Origin of the sequence: Archangium gephyra (assembly GCF_049060025.1) — a bacterium.
GTDB classification, from domain to species: domain Bacteria; phylum Myxococcota; class Myxococcia; order Myxococcales; family Myxococcaceae; genus Archangium; species Archangium gephyra_A.
The window spans coordinates 7411186-7430262 of record NZ_JBMEQQ010000002.1; the positions used below are offsets into that span (position 1 = coordinate 7411186).

General features: G+C 68.8%; 17 protein-coding genes and 1 pseudogene. 13 read left to right on the forward strand and 5 right to left on the reverse strand.

Translation table 11 applies throughout. The features are described 5' to 3' along the window. The first annotated feature begins 193 nt into the window (after positions 1–193). From ACN28I_RS32380 to ACN28I_RS32395, 4 genes are read left to right on the forward strand one after another with little or no spacing between them, the layout of a single operon-like run. Positions 194–934 carry a hypothetical protein gene (locus ACN28I_RS32380; protein ID WP_420945768.1) on the forward strand — a complete coding sequence of 247 codons (741 nt, stop codon included), beginning with the start codon at positions 194–196 and terminating at the stop codon, positions 932–934. Positions 935–957: 23 nt separating this feature from the next. After that, entirely contained in the window at positions 958–1527 is a 570-nt protein-coding gene (locus ACN28I_RS32385) for a toxin-antitoxin system YwqK family antitoxin (RefSeq protein ID WP_420945769.1), read from the forward strand. 31 nt (positions 1528–1558) lie between these two features. Beyond that, entirely contained in the window at positions 1559–2710 is a 1152-nt protein-coding gene (locus ACN28I_RS32390; RefSeq protein ID WP_420948757.1) for a S1 family peptidase, read from the forward strand. A gap of 58 nt (positions 2711–2768) precedes the next feature. Beyond that, entirely contained in the window at positions 2769–3911 is a 1143-nt protein-coding gene (locus ACN28I_RS32395) for a B-box zinc finger protein (protein WP_420945770.1), read from the forward strand. A gap of 51 nt (positions 3912–3962) precedes the next feature. Here the strand turns inward: ACN28I_RS32395 and ACN28I_RS32400 are convergent, their stop codons facing one another. Further along, a complete protein-coding gene (locus ACN28I_RS32400) occupies positions 3963–5255 on the reverse strand; it encodes a hypothetical protein (protein WP_420945771.1) in 1293 nt (430 codons plus the stop codon). A gap of 105 nt (positions 5256–5360) precedes the next feature. Here ACN28I_RS32400 and ACN28I_RS32405 point away from each other — a divergent pair, with 105 nt between their 5' ends. Next, a complete protein-coding gene (locus ACN28I_RS32405) occupies positions 5361–7580 on the forward strand; it encodes an MSCRAMM family protein (RefSeq protein ID WP_420945772.1) in 2220 nt (739 codons plus the stop codon). 26 nt (positions 7581–7606) lie between these two features. On the opposite strand, the gene ACN28I_RS32410 is transcribed toward ACN28I_RS32405, so the two are convergent. Next, positions 7607–9007, reverse strand: a complete 1401-nt coding sequence (locus ACN28I_RS32410) for an amidase (protein ID WP_420945773.1) — start codon at positions 9005–9007, stop codon at positions 7607–7609. 76 nt (positions 9008–9083) lie between these two features. Here ACN28I_RS32410 and ACN28I_RS32415 point away from each other — a divergent pair, with 76 nt between their 5' ends. Next, the gene (locus tag ACN28I_RS32415) at positions 9084–9743 is read left to right on the forward strand and encodes a glutathione S-transferase family protein (RefSeq protein ID WP_420945774.1); all 660 of its coding nucleotides are present in this window, start codon (positions 9084–9086) and stop codon (positions 9741–9743) included. 243 nt (positions 9744–9986) lie between these two features. Here the strand turns inward: ACN28I_RS32415 and ACN28I_RS32420 are convergent, their stop codons facing one another. Then, a complete protein-coding gene (locus tag ACN28I_RS32420; protein ID WP_420945775.1) occupies positions 9987–10928 on the reverse strand; it encodes a GlxA family transcriptional regulator in 942 nt (313 codons plus the stop codon). Between the two features lie 110 nt (positions 10929–11038). Between ACN28I_RS32420 and ACN28I_RS32425 the strand changes: the two genes are divergently transcribed. Both ACN28I_RS32425 and ACN28I_RS32430 read left to right on the forward strand, forming a co-directional pair. Continuing rightward, the gene (locus ACN28I_RS32425) at positions 11039–11854 is read left to right on the forward strand and encodes a DJ-1/PfpI family protein (protein WP_420945776.1); all 816 of its coding nucleotides are present in this window, start codon (positions 11039–11041) and stop codon (positions 11852–11854) included. Further along, the gene (locus ACN28I_RS32430) at positions 11855–12364 is read left to right on the forward strand and encodes a GNAT family N-acetyltransferase (RefSeq protein WP_420945777.1); all 510 of its coding nucleotides are present in this window, start codon (positions 11855–11857) and stop codon (positions 12362–12364) included. 85 nt (positions 12365–12449) lie between these two features. Here ACN28I_RS32430 and ACN28I_RS32435 read toward each other — a convergent pair whose 3' ends face one another. Then, positions 12450–12575: a hypothetical protein gene (locus ACN28I_RS32435; RefSeq protein WP_420945778.1), complete on the reverse strand. Its 126-nt coding sequence runs from the start codon at positions 12573–12575 to the stop codon at positions 12450–12452. After that, positions 12575–12706 carry a hypothetical protein gene (locus ACN28I_RS32440; protein ID WP_420945779.1) on the reverse strand — a complete coding sequence of 44 codons (132 nt, stop codon included), beginning with the start codon at positions 12704–12706 and terminating at the stop codon, positions 12575–12577. The genes ACN28I_RS32435 and ACN28I_RS32440 overlap by 1 nt, the downstream gene beginning before the upstream one ends. A gap of 565 nt (positions 12707–13271) precedes the next feature. On the opposite strand from ACN28I_RS32440, the gene ACN28I_RS32445 reads away from it, so the two are divergent. The 5 genes and pseudogenes from ACN28I_RS32445 (at position 13272) to istB (ending at position 18716) form a co-directional block, all read left to right on the forward strand. Beyond that, entirely contained in the window at positions 13272–14444 is a 1173-nt protein-coding gene (locus ACN28I_RS32445; protein ID WP_420945780.1) for a hypothetical protein, read from the forward strand. A gap of 177 nt (positions 14445–14621) precedes the next feature. Beyond that, a complete protein-coding gene (locus tag ACN28I_RS32450) occupies positions 14622–15857 on the forward strand; it encodes a DNA cytosine methyltransferase (protein WP_420945781.1) in 1236 nt (411 codons plus the stop codon). Positions 15858–15911: 54 nt separating this feature from the next. Then, a complete protein-coding gene (locus ACN28I_RS32455; RefSeq protein ID WP_420948758.1) occupies positions 15912–16109 on the forward strand; it encodes a hypothetical protein in 198 nt (65 codons plus the stop codon). 180 nt (positions 16110–16289) lie between these two features. Then, positions 16290–17811: pseudogene (gene istA, locus ACN28I_RS32460) on the forward strand (IS21 family transposase). A gap of 146 nt (positions 17812–17957) precedes the next feature. Continuing rightward, a complete protein-coding gene (gene istB, locus ACN28I_RS32465) occupies positions 17958–18716 on the forward strand; it encodes an IS21-like element helper ATPase IstB (RefSeq protein WP_420943654.1) in 759 nt (252 codons plus the stop codon). Positions 18717–19077: the final 361 nt, after the last annotated feature.

Here is a 19077-nt window from a genome sequence, read left to right on the forward strand (position 1 = left end):
ACCACGGCCGCCCGAGTGCCCACGGCTCCGTGCCCAGGGCTCCTCTTGCTCACTCCAGCTCTGACGCAGTGCTTCACGCCTGGGCCTCATACCGGTTTGGTGCGTATTCCGCACTTTTCATGGACATGCGTGAGCAACCCCCTCTACCCTCCCATCCGCTCCCTGGGCGCCCACGCGCGGAATCGAGATTGAGATGAAGAAGCTCTTCCTGGCTGTCATGACGATGGTGATGGCGATCGGCTGTTCGAACGGGCCGGCGCAGGTGGTGGACGAGGCGGAAGGCTTCGCGCTGCTCCAGCGCGACGCGACCACGCTCGAGGCCACGTACCGCTCGGGCGGCGCGTCCGTTCGCATGCTCGTGGTCGAGACCTCCGCCAACGTCGTCGAGGTGACCTACGACTTCGGAGATCCGGTCATCGGCTTCCACATCGACTACACCCAGGGCGTCGGCAAGTTCATGCCCGAGGGCAACGCGCTCGACGCGGCGCAGGCCCAGCTCATCACCCCCCTGCTGGAGGGCATCTCGGAGGCCATTCCCGAGGAGGGCCAGCGCACGCGCTCCGAGGACGCGGCGATGCGCCAGACGAGCTTCATGCAGATCGTCCCGGTGGGTGAGCTGCTCTCGTCCTACGAGTACGTCTCGGCGCGCGGTTGGACGCACATCTCCTGCACCTGCGGCAGCCAGAACATCGGCGGCTACACCCGTCAGGCCGGCCGGGGCTGCGGCTGCACCGGTGGCTCGGGCCAGGGCTGCAAGGGCCGCTGTGGCCAGGGCTGCGGCGTCACCAGCACCCCCAAGTGCGTGGGCACCACGGCGTACACCCAGGACTGCGCCAAGCACGATTACGGCCTCGGGAGCTTCGCGTCCGCTTCCGATGACTACTCGTTCGCGGGCAACAACTGCAGCTGCAGCGGAGTGGGCACCTGCTACTAGCTTCCTCTCGCAAGACCCTCGTCGTGCTGGCCTTCGCCGCCGGCACGGCCCTCGGGTGTAGCAAGGCCTCCAATCCCTGTCCGGATGGTGCGCGGCTTCATGGCCGTGCGCCGCCGGAGGGGACGTTGCAGTGGTGCGCGAAGCCCGACGGCAAGAAGCACGGCCGTTGGGTGGAGTGGCACCCCAACGGCAAGGTGAAGACCGAGGGGCCCTACGCCGACGGCAAGATGGAGGGCCGCTGGGTGAGCTACTTCGACACCGGCGTGAAGCAGCTCGAGGGCGAGTACCGCGGCGGCCTCAAGCAGGGCGTGTGGACCCTCTATTACGAAGAGGGGCAGAAGAACCGCGAGGAGGTCCACTCCGCCGGCTCGCAGGAAGTGAAGTGGACCGCATGGCGCTCCGACGGGAAGAAGTGGGCCAAGGGGACGCTGTTCGCCCAACAGTCCCAGGGCCCCTACTCGGAATGGCACCCGAACGGAGTGCTGGCCGCTCAGGGCACCTACGCCAATGGCCAGATGGCCGGTGCGTGGAAGTACTGGGACCTCGACGGCAAGCCGTCGGTCGAGGCACAGGGTGACTTCTCGCGCGACTGAGCGCCGGAAGGCGTGGGAGCCCGCCGCCGTGATGCTCCTCCTGGGAGCGGGCGCGTGCGGCGTGCCTCCCGCTCCCACGTCCGTGCCCGCGGCGGAGCGGCAGGCGGTGCGGGGCGGTGTGCTCGAAACCGGCTCTCCGGCCGTGGGGGCGCTCGTCCCGGTGTCGCCGCTCTGTGGCGAGCCGGACGAGTCCTCTCCCGTCATGTGCACGGGCACGCTGATCGCCCCCCGGGTCGTCCTGACCGCGGCGCATTGCGTGGAGAGCCCCGACGTCTCGCAGGTGCTCTCGGTGGTGTTCGCTCCCGAGCCCGCGCGGGCCCTCCCCGCCGAGCGTGTCCGCGTCCTCGAGGGCCGGCTGCACCCCGCCTTCAACGCCGTGGAGAACGACCTCGGTGTGCTGATCCTCGCCGGGGACGCGCCCGTCGCGCCGGTGCCGCTGTCCGGGCTGGCGCTGCCGGCGGACGTGGTGGGGCGGACCACGCGGGTGGTGGGCTTCGGCCTCGATGACGAGGGAAGGACGGGCTCCCGGCGCAGCGGCACGGCCCGGGTGACGGGGGTCGCGCCGGGGACCTTCTCCATCGAGGCCTCGCCTGGGATGTCCTGCGGCGGCGACAGCGGGGGGCCCCTGTTCCTGGAGGCCGACGGTACCGAGCACCTGGTGGGCGTCACCTCGTATGGCGATCCCTCCTGCACGAGGGGCATCAACATGCGCGTCGACGTGCATGCAGCCTTCCTCCAGGCGAGCCTCGATGACGTGGCACGGGCACCGCCCACGCGGCCGCCGTTCGACGCCTCGGTGGATGCGTGCACCGTGCGCTGCGAGGGCCACGCCGATTGCCCGCTCGGGATGGCCTGCGTCACCCGGCCCGGTGGGGAGAAGAGCTGCGCGGTGGCGGGCCTCGAGGCGGGCCGCTTCGGCGCGGACTGCACCGGGCCCGAGGGGGAGCGGCTGTGCGTGAAGGCGGGCGGGGCGTGCCGGTTGTGGCTGCCCTGTGACGAGCCCGAGCCTGAGCCCGAGGTGGACGGGGGCGGCTGCATGATCACGAAGGGCAGCGGTGAATCGGGGATGGCATTCGCCGCACTGCTCGCACTGGTGGGAAGGGCCGTCCGCTCCCTGATGCGCCGCAACTGGTCCAACAATCGGACCAGTTGCTCCCCGTCGCGACCGGAACCTCCCCCCTGACAGGACTTCATCCCGAGCGCTCACGCCACCGGCTGGTGCGCGGGGTAGAGTGGTGCTCGTGGCGAATGTCTTTCGAGTCCGGGTGGAGGCCTCCAGCTCCCGAGGGGCCGCGCTGGTGTTGGCGCGGGCGCTCCAGCTTCCCCTGGAGGCGGCTCGCCAGCTCCTCGCCGAGTCTCGCGTCCTGCCCAGGGACCTGGAGGAGTCCGAAGTGCGGCGGCTGGTGGCGTCCCTCCAGCAGCACGGCGTGGCCAGCGAGCCGGTGCCGGTGGTGGGGCTCGGCAGTGCCTTGTGCGGCACCCATCCCTCCCTGGCCGCGGATGTGCCCTGCGAGGACTGCCGCGCGCTGGTGTGCGTGCTGTGCAGGGGGCCGGAGGGCCAGCCGCTCTGTGCCCGGTGCCGCGCCCAACGGGCCCGCCGCACCCGTGCGAAGTGGATGCGCGTCTCCGTGCTGCTCGCCGTCCTGGTGCTCATCGTGCACTGGGGCACCTCGCGCCAGCGCACCCGGGAGCGGCGTCTGACGTGGGCGCGGCCGTTGAACGTGGCGGTGGTGCTGCTCGCCCGCGGTGAGGTGAAGCCCGAGGTGCGCGAGGCCTGGCGCGAGGGCGTGGGGCGGTTGGAGGACTGGCTCGAGCGCGAGGCGGGCCGCTACCGCTCGGACCTGGGGCGCCCGGTGCGTTTCGTCCTGGCCGGCCCCCAGCGCGCGGCCGGGTTGGATTTGTCGCCGCCCGAGGACTCGCTGGTGGCGCGGGCCCGCCATGCGTGGACGCTGTCCCGTGCCCTGTCCGCCGTGGATGAGGCGGCCGGGTTGTCCGCCCAACCGTTGGATGCCCGCATCTACGTGATGCTGGAGCCGCCGGCCGAGGACGGTGCGCGCTTCGTGGAGGGCATGGCCGAGGCGGGCGGCTCGGTGGGCCTGGTGCGCGGGTTGCTGGAGGAGACCGCGCTCACCCTGGAGCTGACGGCGGTGGCGCACGAGCTCTTCCACTGTCTGGGCGCCGTGGATGCCTATGACGAGCGGGGCCATGCGCGCGTGCCGGAGGGGCTGGTGGAGCCCGGGCGCCAACCCCTCTACCCCCAGCCCGCCGCCGAGGTCATGGTGGGCGAGGTGCCGCTGGGTGAGGACCGGGGACGTCTTCCCGCGTCGCTGGAGGAGGTCCGCGTCGGCCCCGCCACGGCGGAGGCGCTGCGCTGGGGCCCGTGAAGCCCGGCTCAGCGGTACTCTTCGTTCACGGTGGCGAGCGTCACGTGAGGGTCAAGTCCGCGCCCTGCCCAGTTGAAGGACGCGGCTGATGGCCGCTTGCTGCGTGGCATCGGGAGTCCCGGTGAGCACCGCGCCATCCGGCAGGACGACCTGGTATTTGTCGTCGGCGGTGAGGCCGTGGGTCACCTCGGAGGAGGACCAGCGATAGCCCGAATCGGTGGCGGGGGTGAGCTGCTCCAGGCACCGATCGAACTCCGCTTGGGGGAGCAGCCGGAGCTGCTGCATCATCATGTTCAGGGTCAACCCGTAGAGGTCGTCGGGCACCCGGCCGAACAGCACCCGCACGATGTTCCAGAGGTGCTGGTCCTCGAGGAAGACGAGCTGGCCGGGGCGCATCACGAGCACTCCGGAGGAGGCTGTCTTGAACCGGCTGCCCTTCTCCCTGCGCAGCGCGGGGAACATGGCCAGGGCATACGTGGGAGCGCTCAGGGCCCGTTCGCGCAACAGGGGCAGCTCGCGCAGCGCGAGCACCACCCTCAGGTTCTGAAGGTTCTCCAGCCCCACCAGGAGCGCTCTCGGCCCGTCGTCCCCCTGACGCACGACCAGGCCATTCTTGGCGACGAGGGGGAAGGTGGAGGCGTAGCGGAGCGAGTCCAGGGCCAGCTCATTCACTCGGCCACGGCTCGTGCGCCACACCAGCCTCCGAGGCGTGAGCCAGAACCGTGCTCGCCGCCGCAGGACGCCCACGAGCAGGGGGATGCCCACGAGGATGACGGCGCCCGAGACGAAGATCCCGGTGCGGTCCAGGCCCATCTTGGCCGCGGGATTGCCCCAGCACATGATCGTGAGGAACGTGATCAGGCTGCCCGATCTGTAGTCGGCTCCCCCCGTCATGAGCACGGGCTCGGCCTCACCGGGAACCTGGAGGTGCGAATCGCGCGCCCGGGCCTCCATGCGCGTGAGGCCCTCCGCGAAGCTCCACTCCCCGGCCGGCTCCCAGAAGGCCAGCCGCTGGCGCACGCGCTTCTCCAGCCGGGTGTCCAGGGCGCGGAGCTGGCGGGTGAGGCGGTGCAGGGGATGACTCTCGGGCCAGGACTCCTGGCGCAGCCGGTGCTCGACACGCTCGAGGGCCCGTGCGAGCGGCGTCTCCAGCTCCCGCACCCGCCGCGGCAGCTCGGGGTCTCGCTGGAGGTGGTGTCTCCACCGGACGGAGTCGAGCCCCTTCAGCAGGGCCGCCTTGTGGGCATGGGCCTGTTCGAGCACCTCCCACGAGCCCTCGAGCTGGACTCGCAGGTCCTCCGGCGAGGGAGGGGGAGCGGGGCGGGGAGCGGCGGGCGAGGACATGAGGCGGGCGGGAGTCTACCGCAACCCTCTCGGGCCTCGGCGGGCGGCGGGCTATGCTTCCCCCACGGGTGCACCGCTCCCCGGGAGGCGCGTGAGAGGACCGTCATGAAGCGACACGGGTGGAAGTGGGGCGTCGTACTGGGGGTGTTGGCCCTGGTGCTGTGGTTCGCCTCGCGGGGTGCACCGGAGGCGTCTTCCGCTGGTGGCCAGGGGGCCTCCCGTGAGTCCAGCGCGAGCGCGGGCACGATGCTCCGGGCCTTCTTCCAGTCCGCGGCGCCCGACGCCGGGGACCCGGCCTCGCGCATCCGCGGCCACGTGCGAGACGCGGACGGACCGGTGGCGGGCGCGCGGGTGCTCGCCTCGGCGGTGGTGGCGGGGGAGTCGCTCTCGGCGCTGCCCTGTGAGGAGAAAGACTCCGCGGTGTCCGCGCTCGCCTGTGACGGGGTGGGCAAGCTGGCCGGGCTCGTGACGCAGCGCTCGGGCGAGGTGCCCGTGGTGGCCCGGGCCCTCTCCGGGGAGGATGGCTCCTTCTCGCTGGAGGGACTGAAAGCGGGCCGCTACTGGCTCTGGGTGGAGAGCCCCGAGGGCGCGGCGGTGCGGCAGGACGTGGCGGCCGGAGACGAGGGCGTGGAGCTGTTGCTCGGAGCGGGCGTGCGGGTGTCGGGACACGTCGGTGATGAGGACAAGGCCCCGGTGGCGGGGGCGCTCGTCACCGCCATCTTCACGGCCCACAGCCGCTTCTTCGAGACGGTCACCGACGCCACGGGCCACTTCCGCCTGGGACCGCTGCCCCGGGGCGAGTACGTGCTGCTCGTCTCCAAGCAGGGCCTGTTGCCCCGGAAGGCGGAGTTCACGGGCTATGCCCGGGAGGTGGAGCGGAAGTTCCTCCTGTTCCGCCCGCGCCGGGCCTCGGGGTTGGTGCTGGCCGCGGGGGCGCCGGTGGCGGGGGCTCGCGTGAGCGCCGTGTCAGCCGCGCACGGCGGCGAGCTCGAGGTCCTCTCGGATGCGGCGGGGCGGTTCTCCCTGGGGGAGCTGGACCCGTTTCGGAACTACGAGCTCATCGCCACGCATGGCACGCTGTGGGCCTCCACCCGCGTCGGCTTCGACAAGGGGGGGGATGAGCCGTCCCGGCTCCTGGCGGAACGCACGGACCTCACCCTGGAGCTGGAACCCATCGTCGAGGTGACGGGCGTCATCCGGGACGAGGCGGGGCGGCCCGTCGAGGGGGCGATGGTCGAGTTGTCGGAGCGGGACGGGGAAGAGCTCAACGGCGTGTCGTCGGGGTGGACGGACGAGGAGGGGCGGTATCGCGTGGGGCCCGCGAGGCCTGGACCGCTGCGGGTCGAGGTCTCGGCCGACCAGGGTGACTTCGCGGACGCGAGCCACGAGGCGTCCTTCGAAGCGGGGACGCACACCGTGGACTTCGTCCTCGAGCCCCTGGAGGGAGAGGAGGAGGACGCCGAGGCCGAGGCCGAGGCCGAGCTTCCGCCCCACCGCCCCCTGTCCTCCGTGTTGGGCGAGGTGGTGGATGAGCTGGGCGCGCCCGTGCCGCACGCCGAGGTGAACCTCTGGTCCGAAGACGCCAAGGGCAAGTGGTCTGCGTTCCAATCCGCGACGACGGACGCGAAGGGGCACTTCTCGTTCGAGACCACCCCCGGGAGGCGCTACCGGGTGGTCGCTGAATTCGCGCAGGAGGATGTGGTGCATACCGCCTCGCGGATGGTGGCGCTGGGCAAGGAGGCTGTGCACGTGCGACTGCGCTTCGAGCCGGGGCACGTGCTCTCGGGCGTGGTGGTGGATTCACGGGGCCAGCCCCTCGAGGGGGCCATGGTCGCGCTCCGGACCGCCTTGCGCAGGGAGCGCTACCACCATGGGCGGCGCATCGTGTCGGTGGGCCCTGGCCTGCAGACGGGGCCCGACGGCCGCTTCTCCTTCCAGAGTGTCGCGGGGGAGCAGTTGGAGCTGTTCGTGTGGAAGATGGATTACGTGCTCCCCTGTGCGCAGCGGGAGGACGGACGCATCTCGCTCACGGTGAAGCCGGAGGATCGGGAGCTGCGGGTCGTCCTCGTGCGCACGGCCTCGGCCCACGGGCGTTTCGTCGAGAAGGATGGCACCCCCGTCACGGCCTTCGTCGTGAATGACGAGCCGTGGCATGACCCACAGGGCCACTTCTCCGTGCCCATCCGGTGTACGGGCCCGCTCCAGTTGGAGTTGACCGCCGCGGACGACGGCCCGGGGTCCGGCCCGCGCAGCGTGCGGCACTCCGTGACCGTCCGGGAAGAAGTGGACTCGGACGTGGGGACGATCGTCCTCGACGGGAGATGAGGCGCCTCCAGGGCCGCTGGTAGCCCTCAGAAGAGCGCGGGAATCGAGTAGGGCGCCCAGCGGTCCTTCCACGGGCGCGCCTCTTCGAGCTGGTAGGCGAGGCCGAGCAGCAGCGCGTCCGCGCCGGGAGCCGCGGCGAAGTGGGTGCCGATGGGTGGACCGTCCTCCGGGAAGTGGAGGGGGACGGACATGGCCGGGCACCCCGCGATGTTGTGGAGGGGCGTGTAACCGATGGCCCGCGCCGTGCGGCGGGCCAGCTCCTCGCGCCCGAGAACCGGTGAGAGGTGCCCGAGGCGCCACGGCTCGGTGGCGAGCACCGGCGTGAGCACCACGTCGTACCCTCGGGTCGCCTCCTGGTAGGCGTGCACGGCTTGCGCGAAGGTGGCGCGTGCGCGAGGCAGCGCGTCGGCACCGCGTGCGAGGAAGGCATCCGCCAGGGCCCAGGTGTATGGCTCGAGCTCATCGCGTTGCACGGGCAGGTCACGCGTTTGATCCACCGTATCGACGATGCCCGCGACGGCCGCTCCCGCGACGAGCAAGAACGCGTCACCGAGCGCGGGACTGTCGAAGCTGGGGGACGCGATGGGCTCCACGATGTGGCCGAGCCCGGTGAGCAGTGCCAGGGCCTCATCGTAGGCGCGGCGCACAGCGGGCTCCGGCTCCATCCCCATGGAAGTGCGCGTCCACGCCGCGATGCGCAGCTTGCGCGTGAACGGCTCGCGCACGAAGCCGACGGGTGCACCACCCGAGCGATCCTCGGTGATGGAGAGGAACAGCGCGCTGTCCCGCACCGAGCGGCTGATGCAGTGGTCGCTCGTCATGTCGCCGAAGTCCGAGCTGCCGAAGCTCGCGGGCACGGTGCGGCCCCGGCTCGGCTTGAAGCCGAAGAGACCGCACGCGGACGCGGGGACGCGGAGCGAGCCGCCGCCGTCATTGGCGTGCGCGAGCGGGACGAGCCCCGCGGCCACGGCCACCGCGCTGCCGCCGGATGAACCCGTGGCCGAGCAGGCGAGGTTCCACGGGTTGTGCGTCACGCCCTCGAGCAACGTCTCGGTGCTGAAGAGCAGACCGAGCTCCGCCATCGCGCTCTTTCCGGCGCACACGAGGCCCGACTCCTCGAGCCGCCTGCCGTACGGCGTCTGCCGCTGGGCGAGGTTGGCCGCGAACAGCCGCGAGCCCATGGACCAACGCAGACCGGGCCACGGCGTGGAGTCCTTCACCAGGAAGGGCACGCCGGAGAACGGCCCGGACTTCGCCGGACCGGAGGGCTCGCGAGCCACCGTGACGACCGCGCGCAACAGCGGATTCAACGCGTCGATGCGTGCCATGCACGCGTCGAACAGCTCCTCCGGAGAGACCTCTCCCCGTGCACACAGTTCCGCCAGCGCCATGCCATCGAGGCGGGCCAGGGCCGCCAGGTCCGTCATCGGTCACCTCCGCTTTCCAGCATGATATCCACCCGGGGCCTCCTGTCCGCGGAGGCTCATGCGAGAGGACGGCACGATGAGAAATATCCGGGTGAGCGCATTCCGCTGGGTACCGCCACTTGCCCAGGGGCTGGTGCGCGAGTTGCGCGTGCGCTGGGCGCTCGAAGAGGCGGGCCTTGCCTATGAGGCGCGGCTGATCGGGCCCGAGGAGCAGCTGTCCGAGCGCAGCCGCCGCCTTCAGCCTTTCGGGCAGGTGCCCGTCTATGAGGAAGATGGGCTGGTGCTGTTCGAGTCCGGAGCCATCGTGCTGCACATCGCCGAGCGGTCCGAGGCGCTGATGCCGGCGGAGCCCGCGGGCCGGGCGCGCACGAAGACGTGGATGTTCGCGGCGCTGAATTCGGTGGAGCCGGCGATCCAGAATCTCGCCGAGATCGACCTGTTCAACGCCCAGGAGGAGTGGGCGAAGCTGCGCCGGCCCGGAGCGGTCGAGGCGGTGAAGGCCCGGCTCGCGGACCTGGCGGGCTGGCTGGAAGGCCGGGAGTACCTCGAGGAGCGCTTCACCGCGGGGGACCTGCTCATGACGACGGTGCTGCGCATCCTGCGTCACACGGAGCTGGTCGCGGAGGTACCGGTGCTCGAGGCCTACCGCCTGCGCTGTGAAGCGCGGCCGGCGTTCCGCAAGGCCCTGGCCGATCACATGGCGCCCTTCGCGAAGTACGCGCCGCCCTCACGGTAGGAGTGGGCCTGGCATCATGCGCAGATGCGGCTGGCCCTGGCTCGAGGAGAGCGGCCGACGGTCATGGCCTGCGTACTGAACACCCTCGATTCCTATGTCGACGTGCCGTTCAGCATCCGGCCGGTCGCGGTGAAGGCCCCCACGGACAACAAGGATTGAGGCGTGGAGGTGGCGGCTTCGATTCCCGCCGCCTCCACGCGGCGGCGGCGGGACTCGAACCCGCCGCCGGACGCTTCCGGCACGTCACCCCCCTGCCCTCCTGGTCCGCGCAACCATCGGCGGCTGCCCGGTGATCCTGACGAACGCGCGTCTCATCCGATCGCCGTTTCCAAACCCGGTGCGCCTCGCCACCTCCTCCAGCGAGTCGGCGCCCGCCTCGATTGACGCGCGCGCGGCCTCGACACGCAGGCGCTCGATGGCCTTGGCGGGAGAAACGCCCGTCGCCTCCGTGAACGCGCGCGTGAATTGCCGCACGCTGAGCGCCGCCTTCTCCGCCAGCCTTTCGACGGAGAGGGGTTCTGACAGCCGTCCGCGCGCCCAGGCCAACAGTGGCGCGAACCTGTTGTCCGGCGTCACCATGTCCAGCAGGGCGGAGTGCTGGGATTGAGTGCCTGGCCGCCGATGGTAGACAACCATCTTCTGGGCCACCTTGCGCGCGATCTCATCGCCATGATCCCGCCCGATGAGGGCCAGCGCGAGATCAATCCCAGCCGCCACTCCCGCCGAGGTCCACACCCCCCGATCCTCGACGAAGATGCTTTCGGCATCGACGGCCGTCCCCGGGTGACGCCGCTTGAGCTCCGCGACGGCCGCCCAGTGGGTCGCGGCGCGCCGCCCCTCCAGCAGGCCCGCGGCGCCCAGGATGAACGCCCCCGAGCACACGCTGGCCACGCGGCGGCCGGACCGCGCCGCGTCCACGATCGCCGCGAGCAACTCAGGTTGCCGGGCCGCTTTCAGCGGCTTGTCCGCCCCGGGGATGAGCAGGAGCTCGCACTGCAGCGCCTCGGCGAGCGGCACTGTCTCCACGACAATCCCGCCCGAACTGGTGACCCGCCCCCCCTGGAGGGCAGCAAGCCTGACGGAATACGGGGCACCGAAGTGACCGGCGATCTCGAACGCAGCAGCCGGTCCGGTGGCATCGAGGATCTGGAACCCGTCGTACACGAGGATGGTAACGCGCGACATCGAGCATGTCCCAAAATGACGGAAGTACGTCCTTCAGGCCACGGCGGGGAAGGATTAGTCAAGGGCAATGCCGCGACGTCGGGTGTCGCGCTGAACCAGGAGCTGTCCCCATGCTCAATCGACGAACGCTGTTGACCCATCTCGCCGCCGCCGCCGCGCTGCCCCCGGCCCTGTTCCGGGCTCCGCCGGCGGCCGCGCGCGAGCTGACCTCGCGAGGCCCTGGCCAGAAGCAGCAGGAGGGCCAGGAGCAGATCGCCATGTTGCTCTATCCCGGCTTCACGGCCCTGGACTTCGTCGGCCCGTATCACTTCCTGGCGGGCATGTGGGGCGCGACGGTGCACCTGGTCACCAACCAGCCCGACCTTCGGCCGGTTCCGAGCGATCTCGGCATGGCGGTACAGCCGACCGTCACGATGGCCGACTGCCCGGCGGACCTGACCGTTCTCTTCACCCCCGGCGGCACGAGCGGAACGCTGGCGGCGGCGCGTGACGGAGCGACAATCGACTTCATGCGCCACCGCGCGTCCCGGGCCACCTATGTGACCAGCGTGTGCACCGGCTCGCTGATCCTCGGGGTGGCGGGCGCCTTGCGCGGCAGGCGTGCCACGTCGCATTGGTCCGTCGTTCCGCTCCTGTCGCAGTTCGGGGCGACGCCGGAAAGGAGCCGGATCGTCCGGGACGGCAATGTGATCACGGGAGCAGGTGTCTCGGCCGGCATCGATTTCGGCATCTCGCTGGTGATGGAGCTCCGGGGGCAGATGATGGCCGAGGCGGGGGTGCTGATGGCCGAGTACGCGCCCGAGCCGCCTCTGAACGGCGGCACGCTTGAAACGGCGCGTCCGGAGATCAGCGAGCTGTTGCAGGCTGGCCTCGCGGACTTCGTCGCGGAGGCCAGCACACTCCGCCGCTGGACCGGTCAACCCTGAATGAAGAGTGCCCGCTTGATTCTCCGCCCCATCCGCCTGGAAGATGCCCGGTCCGTCCAGCGACTGGCTGGCGATCGCGAAGTAGCGGCGAACGCGGCGGGAATCCCATACCCTTTCGAAGATGGCATGGCGGAGGCATGGATCTCCTCGCTGGATGAGCGCTCGCATGTCTTCGCGATCTGCCTGACCGGGTCCGGCGAGATGATTGGCGCGGCCGGGTTGGTGGAGGCCGCGAAGGAGCACTCCCGTACGGCCGAACTCTCCTATTGGATGGGTCGTCCGTACTGGGGGCGGGGTTTCGGCACGGAGGCGGCCCAGGCGCTGGTCCGTTACGGCTTCGAGACGCTTGGCCTGGAGTCCATTCACGCCAACTGCTTCTCACGCAACCCCGGTTCCCGGCGCGTGCTGGAGAAGGCGGGTTTCCGTCACATCGGGCATGAAGAGAAAGCGCTCCAGCATCTGGGACAGGCCGAGGACCTCGAGCGCTTCACCTTGATGCGTCCCGGGTGACATCCAGGGCGTCCACGCTCAGACCTCCAGTGCGCGATAGTTGCCGATATCAGGGCGTATCGAACCCCAGAAAGCTGGACCCACTTCACGAGCAGCGATAGCGCCGCAGCTCGGCCCCTGTCCCGGTGCGCACCTGGTAGAGAATCGTCCCGTCCGCCATCACCGAGAGCTCCCGGAAGGTCTCGTCGGCCAGCCGGTTGGGCGGCAGCATCACACGCTGCCCCGCACCTCACCTTCGGGTGACAGGCAGAGCACCTGCACGCCCTCGTCGAGCGGCGGCTCGCCCGGCGCGGCCTCGCGAACCACGTAGATGCGGCCGGAGGGATCGGCCTCCAGGTTCATCAGGTGGCGCATAAGAGGAATGGGGGCACTGTCGAGGGCAGAGGAAGGCCGCTGAGGGGAGCCCACGAGCCGTGAGCCAGGCCGGTGCACGCTGGGTGGAGCCCCCTTGGGGTACACGCCTGCCTGGTCTGCCCTCCCTGGAGGGGGCGACAGGGGGTGTGGGCCTGATGGCTGTGGCTGCTCGAGCCTCAACATCATGCGGCCTGGGGTGGCCCTCGCGCTGGGGCCAGGCGCGCACCTGCCATGGGCAATCCCAGGTGCTCCAAAAGCGCTCCTACCCCGCCCCCTTCCTTCAGGTACGCCAAGACTCGCCGCCTGCCTCCACATCTCACGCAGGGCGAACACGTCGAAGTCGAACGTCTTCCTCAGGAGTTCCGCCCAGTACACTCGCGGCGTCCTCTCCTTCTGCGGCTCCTTCCTGGCCGCTGCCTCGAGCGCCACGCTCGCCTCCCCCACTCCTGCTGCTTGGGGGAACGAGAGTGCGGGATACGGCATGGACGGTGTGGCACGTCGTTCGAAGAACTATGGACCCAATACGTCCTGAAAGGCCGTACACTGCCGCGCGATGGAATTTCGCACCTATTCAGTCAGTCAGCGTGGCAAAGAGCCGCTGCTAAAATTCATTGTCGATGCTCTGGAGGGTGAGGGCTGTCGCATTCTGCATGCGTCGCCCTCAAATAAAGCTCCTTTTCGCATCACCTTTGAAACCTCGGCGGGTGAACGCCTGGGTGTTGTCGTCTACGCCTTTCTCGCTAATTCGAAGCTGACCAAGAACCGCCCTGAGGACGAGCACCGCTTTCAGGTGAAGTACGGTCCCGACGAAAAGAAGCTGCACCATCTCTGGCAGGACCCGTATTTGTTGTACACCACGCTGTTCTGCGGCATCGACCCCGAGCGTGGCATCTTCGTCGGTGCCGACCCGGTGCTTCACAGCCCGACCCGGTTCTTCATCAGCATCGAATTCAAGCGTCACCACGTTGAGGCCATCCAAGAAACCGGCTGGCATTCATGGGAGCGCGAGCACCGGGCTGATGACGACAAACCCGTGGAAGTTCTCGTGGGTGGGACGGCGAAAAACTTTCTGCGGTACATCCGCTTCGAGCGTGAGGCGATGGGAGAGGAGCAGGGGCACCGACAGCTCCTGGCCGAGAAACTCGCTGAACGCACTTCTCCGCGCCTGATTCAGACGGTGACTGGCACTGCGGACCTGTCTCCATCGCCACAACGCCTGCACGCCCTGGCTCGAGAGTTCGAGTTGGGCGAGTCGCAGGTGCTTGACCTCATTGCCAGCGCTCGTCGCCTCAAAATGGCAGTGCGTGGCTGGGTCGCGGAGGAGCACCTGGTGGGCAAGTTGCGACAAGTGCCGGGTATTACCGACTGCGAGCGTGTTGACGAAGAGGGAAGCCCTGATGTGCGCCTGCGCTTCGAGGGTAGCCGCTTGATTCACGTCGAGTGCAAGAACGTGCTGCGCCAGACCGCTGCCGGGAACGTGCCTCGCCTGGACTTCCAACGCACGCGTGCTTCCAAGGGAGACCCCTGCTCGCGCTATTACAGCCCCGATGATTTCGATGTCGTGGCGGCGTGTCTGCACGCTGTCACCGAAAAGTGGGAGTTCCGGTACGTGCTGCCGGGGCAGTTGGCGCCGCACGCTAGGTGCCCGGGCAAGCTGGCCAACAACGTCCGGGTGGGAGACGGTTGGAAGGAGGACATCCGGACCGTTCTCCGGGAGGTTGCATAGGCTGGGGTGCTTGGTGCTCCGCCCACCAGGGGAGGTGCCACAGGGTGCTACAGGCCAGAGAAAGAAGCGTTGAGCTTGAGGATGCAGGGCTCGGGCCAGCGGGCTGGACTGCCAGTCCCGGGTCTGATCGCCGTGTCATACTGGCGCTGTCACCCCGGCGTGTTACTGAATCGGATCATGGGCAAGGCGAAGGTCATCAGCCTCTACACGGGCGCGGGCGGGATGGACTACGGGTTCGAGGCGGCTGGCTTCGATACAGCAGTCGCTCTGGAGTTCGACCACGACTGCTGCGAGACCCTGCGCAAGAGCAGGTCGTGGCCGGTCATCGAGAGAAGCATCTACGATGTTCCTGCTGAGGAACTGCTCGAGGTAGCAAGGCTCAAGAGTGGTGAGCCCGACCTGCTCATTGGCGGACCTCCCTGCCAGCCATTCTCCAAGTCCGGATATTGGGCCCGTGGGGATTCGCTGCGCCTGGATGATCCACGAGCAGATACGCTCGCGGCGTACATGCATGTGGTCCAAGAGGCCCTGCCCAGGGTGTTCCTCCTGGAGAACGTGGCGGGCCTTGCCTTTTCGGGGAAGGACGAGGGCCTGCTCCTGCTGTTGGAGCGCATCAAGCGCATCAACCGGGCGACGAAGAGCAACTACAAACCGTATTTCCAGGTGCTCAATGCGGCCGCGTACGGCGTGCCGCAACTTCGCGAGCGCTTCGTGCTCGTGGCCTCGCGCGATGGGCAGCCCTTCTCGTTTCCAGCTCCCACACATACCGATCCGTCCGAGAAGCCGGACCTGTTGGATGTTGGCCTGCCGCAGTACAGAACAGCTTGGGACGCCATTGGTGACCTGCGGCCCAGCTCTGATGAGGACCTGTCTGTCCGGGGGAAGTGGGGCGCGCTCCTGCCATCCATCCCTGAAGGGCAGAACTACTTGTTTCACACCGAGCGGGGCGAGGGCCTGCCTCTTTTTGGATGGCGACGCCGGTACTGGACGTTCCTCCTCAAGCTGGCCAAGAACCGGCCATCCTGGACCCTTCAAGCGCAGCCGGGCCCGGCGGTGGGGCCGTTCCATTGGGAAAGTCGTCGGCTCAGCATTCGGGAGCTTGCCCGCCTGCAGACCTTCCCTGATGACGTGCTGGTGCAAGGTGGCCGCACGTCGGCCCAGCGTCAGCTTGGAAATGCCGTGCCGTCGCTCCTCGCCGAGGTGCTGGGCCGCGCGATCCGCACTCAGCTTCTGGGGCTCAAACCCCTGAAGGTGCCGCTGAAGCTATTGCCCCCAGCGCGTACTCCCGTTCCAGCACCTGAACCGGTACTGCCGGTTCCTCCTGTGTTCCGCGCGCTGGAGGGGTCGCATGAGGCTCATCCTGGTACCGGTAAGGGGTATGGAGCCAAGGCTCGCCTCCAGTCCATTGCGTAGCTGTGACTGTAAAAGAAAGCCCAAGACGCCGCGGTATGAAGGATTACGCCCGGCATCCGAACGGGCGAGTGCGGCAGCACGTGGGCGAGCAGAAAGTCTGGTACGTGCTGCGAGCTGCTGTTGAGGAAAGCACTGTGGCGACGGGGTTTGCGCTACCGCGTCGATGATCGGAATCTTCCTGGCCGCCCGGACATAATGGTTGCGTGCACCGGACCATGTGGAACACCGATTCCGGGGCAAGTGGAACACTGATTCCGGAGCAAGTGGAACGCCCATTCCGACCATGTGGAACACCGATTCCGGGCAAGTGGAACGCACCCGGCAGGTAGGCCGAGGGATGGGCGACACAGTGGAGCGTTGACGGTGCTGGACGAGCCGCCGCCTCTGATCTCCCCGAAGAAGGAGGTCTTGATGGCGGCAGAGAGGCTGTCCATGCGCAAGCTGAGAGAGTTGTTGAGGCAGAGGTTGGAGCTGAAGCTGTCGGTGCGGGAGATAGCCCGGAGCCTGGGAATCGGCGTGGGCACGGTCAACCGCTACCTGTACCGGGCGCAGGCGGCGAAGCTGACGAGTTGGCCGCTGGCGCCGGAGCTGGACGACGACGCGGCGCTCACGGCGCTGCTGTTCGCGGACGAGGGGAAGGTGGTAGCGAGCCGGCCCGAGCCGGACTGGGCGCACGTGCACGCGGAAGCTCAGGAAGAAGGGCGTCACCAAGTCGCTGCTGTGGCAGGAGTACCGGGAGACGCACCCGGAGGGCTACCAGTACAGCCAGTTCTGCGAGCGCTACGCGCGGTGGGCCAAGAGCGTGAGCGTCACCATGCGCCAGGAGCACCGTGCCGGGGAGAAGTGCTTCATGGACTTCAGCGGCGATGGGCTGCAAGTCCACGACGCGGTGAGCGGCGAGGTGCGTGTGGCGAAGCTGTACGTGGCGGTACTGGGGGCCAGCAACTACACGTACGTGGAGCCCGTCTTCAGCGAGGACGTGGCCACGTGGGTGGGGTGCAACCAGAGGGCGTTCGCGTACTTCGGAGGCGTGTCGGAGATGGCGGTGCCCGACAACCTGAAGGCAGCGGTGACGCGCACCAACCGGTACGAGCCGGACATCAATCCCAGCTACGCGGACATGGCGAGGCACTACGGCTTCGCGGTGGTGCCTGCGCGGCCGCGCAAGCCGCGGGACAAGGCGAAGGCGGAGAACGGGGTGCTGCTGGCCGAGAGGTGGATTCTGGCGGCGCTGCGCAACCGGCGCTTCACGTCGCTCTGCGAGGTGCGCGAGGCGGTGGCGGTGCTGCTGGAGAAGTTGAACACGCGGCCCATGCGCAAGCTGGGCAAGAGCCGCCGGCAACTCTTCGAGGAGGTGGAGAAGGCGGCCCTCAAGCCGCTGCCGGACAAGCCCTACGAGCTGGCGCAATGGAAGAAGGCGCGCGTCAACGTGGATTACCACGTGGAGGTGGAGGGGCACTGTTACAGCGTGCCCTACGGGCTGGTGGGGCAGCAGGTGGAGGTGCGTTACACGGCCTCGTGCGTGGAGGTGTTGCAGGCGGGCCGGCGCGTGGCCAGCCACGTGCGCAGTGAGGAGCGCGGACGCTTCACCACCCAGGCCGAGCACATGCCCAAGAGCCACCGCGCGCATGCGGAGTGGACGCCGAGCCGGATTCTCTCCTGGGCCGCCACGGTGGGCCCCAGCACGGCGACGCTGGTGGAGGAGCTGATGAAGCGCCGCCCCCACCCCGAGCAGGGCTTCCGCTCGGCCCTGGGCGTCATCCGCCTGGCGCAGCGCCACGGGCAGCAGCGCGTGGAGAAGGCGTGCGCGCGGGCAGTGCGCCACCGCGCCTACAGCTACAAGTCCGTGGCCGCCATCCTCCAGCACCACCTCGAGGACGCGCAGGCGGCGCACGAGGACAAGGGCCCGCTGCCACAGCACGAGAATGTACGCGGCGCCAGCTACTACCACTGAAGCCTCCCGCGCCCGGCCACGGTGCGCGGACAACTCTCCGCGGTGCTGGCCCTCGCGGCCCGCTACCACGCAGGACGCCTGCGCGCGCCCTTCGGGCGCGCGCAGGCGGCGCAACACCCAACAACCCCCAACGAAGAGACGAGAGAATGCTGACGGAGCAGACGCTGGAGAAGCTCAACGCGATGAAGCTGTACGGCATGGCCAACTATCTGCGCACCTGGATGGAGCGGCCAGCGGACACGCAGCTGGGCCCGACGGAGCTGGTGGGCCTGCTGGCGGACGCCGAGTGGGTGCACCGGGAGAACAAGAAGCTCACCTCGCGCCTGCGCAACGCGCGGCTGCGCCAGACGGCGTGTTTGGAGGACATCGACTACAGCCTGGCGCGCGGGCTGACGAAGGCCCAGGTGCTGGAGCTGTCCACCTCGCGCTGGGTGGCGCAGGCGCAGAACGTGCTGGTGACGGGCCCCACCGGCGTGGGCAAGAGCTTCCTGGCGTGCGCGCTCGGACAGAAGGCGTGCCGCGACGGCTACGGCGTGGTGTACCGCCGTGCCTCGCGTCTCTTCGACGAGCTGGCGCAGGCTCGCGCCGACGGCACCTACCCGCACCTGCTGCGCAGGCTCGCCAAGGCCCAGGTGCTGATTCTGGACGACTTCGGCCTGGAGCCCCTGGGCACCAGCGAGCGCAAGGAACTGCTCGAGGTGTTGGAGGACAGGTATGGCTCCGGCGCCACCGTGGTGACGTCTCAACTCGACCCCAAGGACTGGCACGCGGTGATTGGCGAGGCCACCCTCGCCGACGCCATCCTCGACCGGCTGGTGCACAACGCCCATCGGCTCAAGCTCACGGGCGACTCGGTGCGCGACCCGGAAAGGAATTTGACCCGGTCCAAGAAGGGGGCGAAGTGAACCCCGGCCAGCGTCGCTGACGCTCCGACTGTTCCACATGGCCGGAACGGGTGTTCCACTTCGCCCGGAACGAGTGTTCCACTTCGCCGGAATACGCATAATGGTCCCTCGATTGAGGGTCGCAATCTTTGTCGACGGGGATTTCTGGCATGGGCGGAACCTTGACCAACGTATCGCCAAGCTGGGTGAGGGCCACAATTCCCCGTATTGGGTGGCAAAAATAAAGACCAACGTCGAGCGCGATCAAATAAACACTCGGGCTTTGGAGTTGGCTGGATGGGAGGTTATGAGATTTTGAGAGACTGATGTTAGGGGGATGTGAAAGTAATTGTGCGGCGAATAGCTCAGGTTCTTCAGGCAT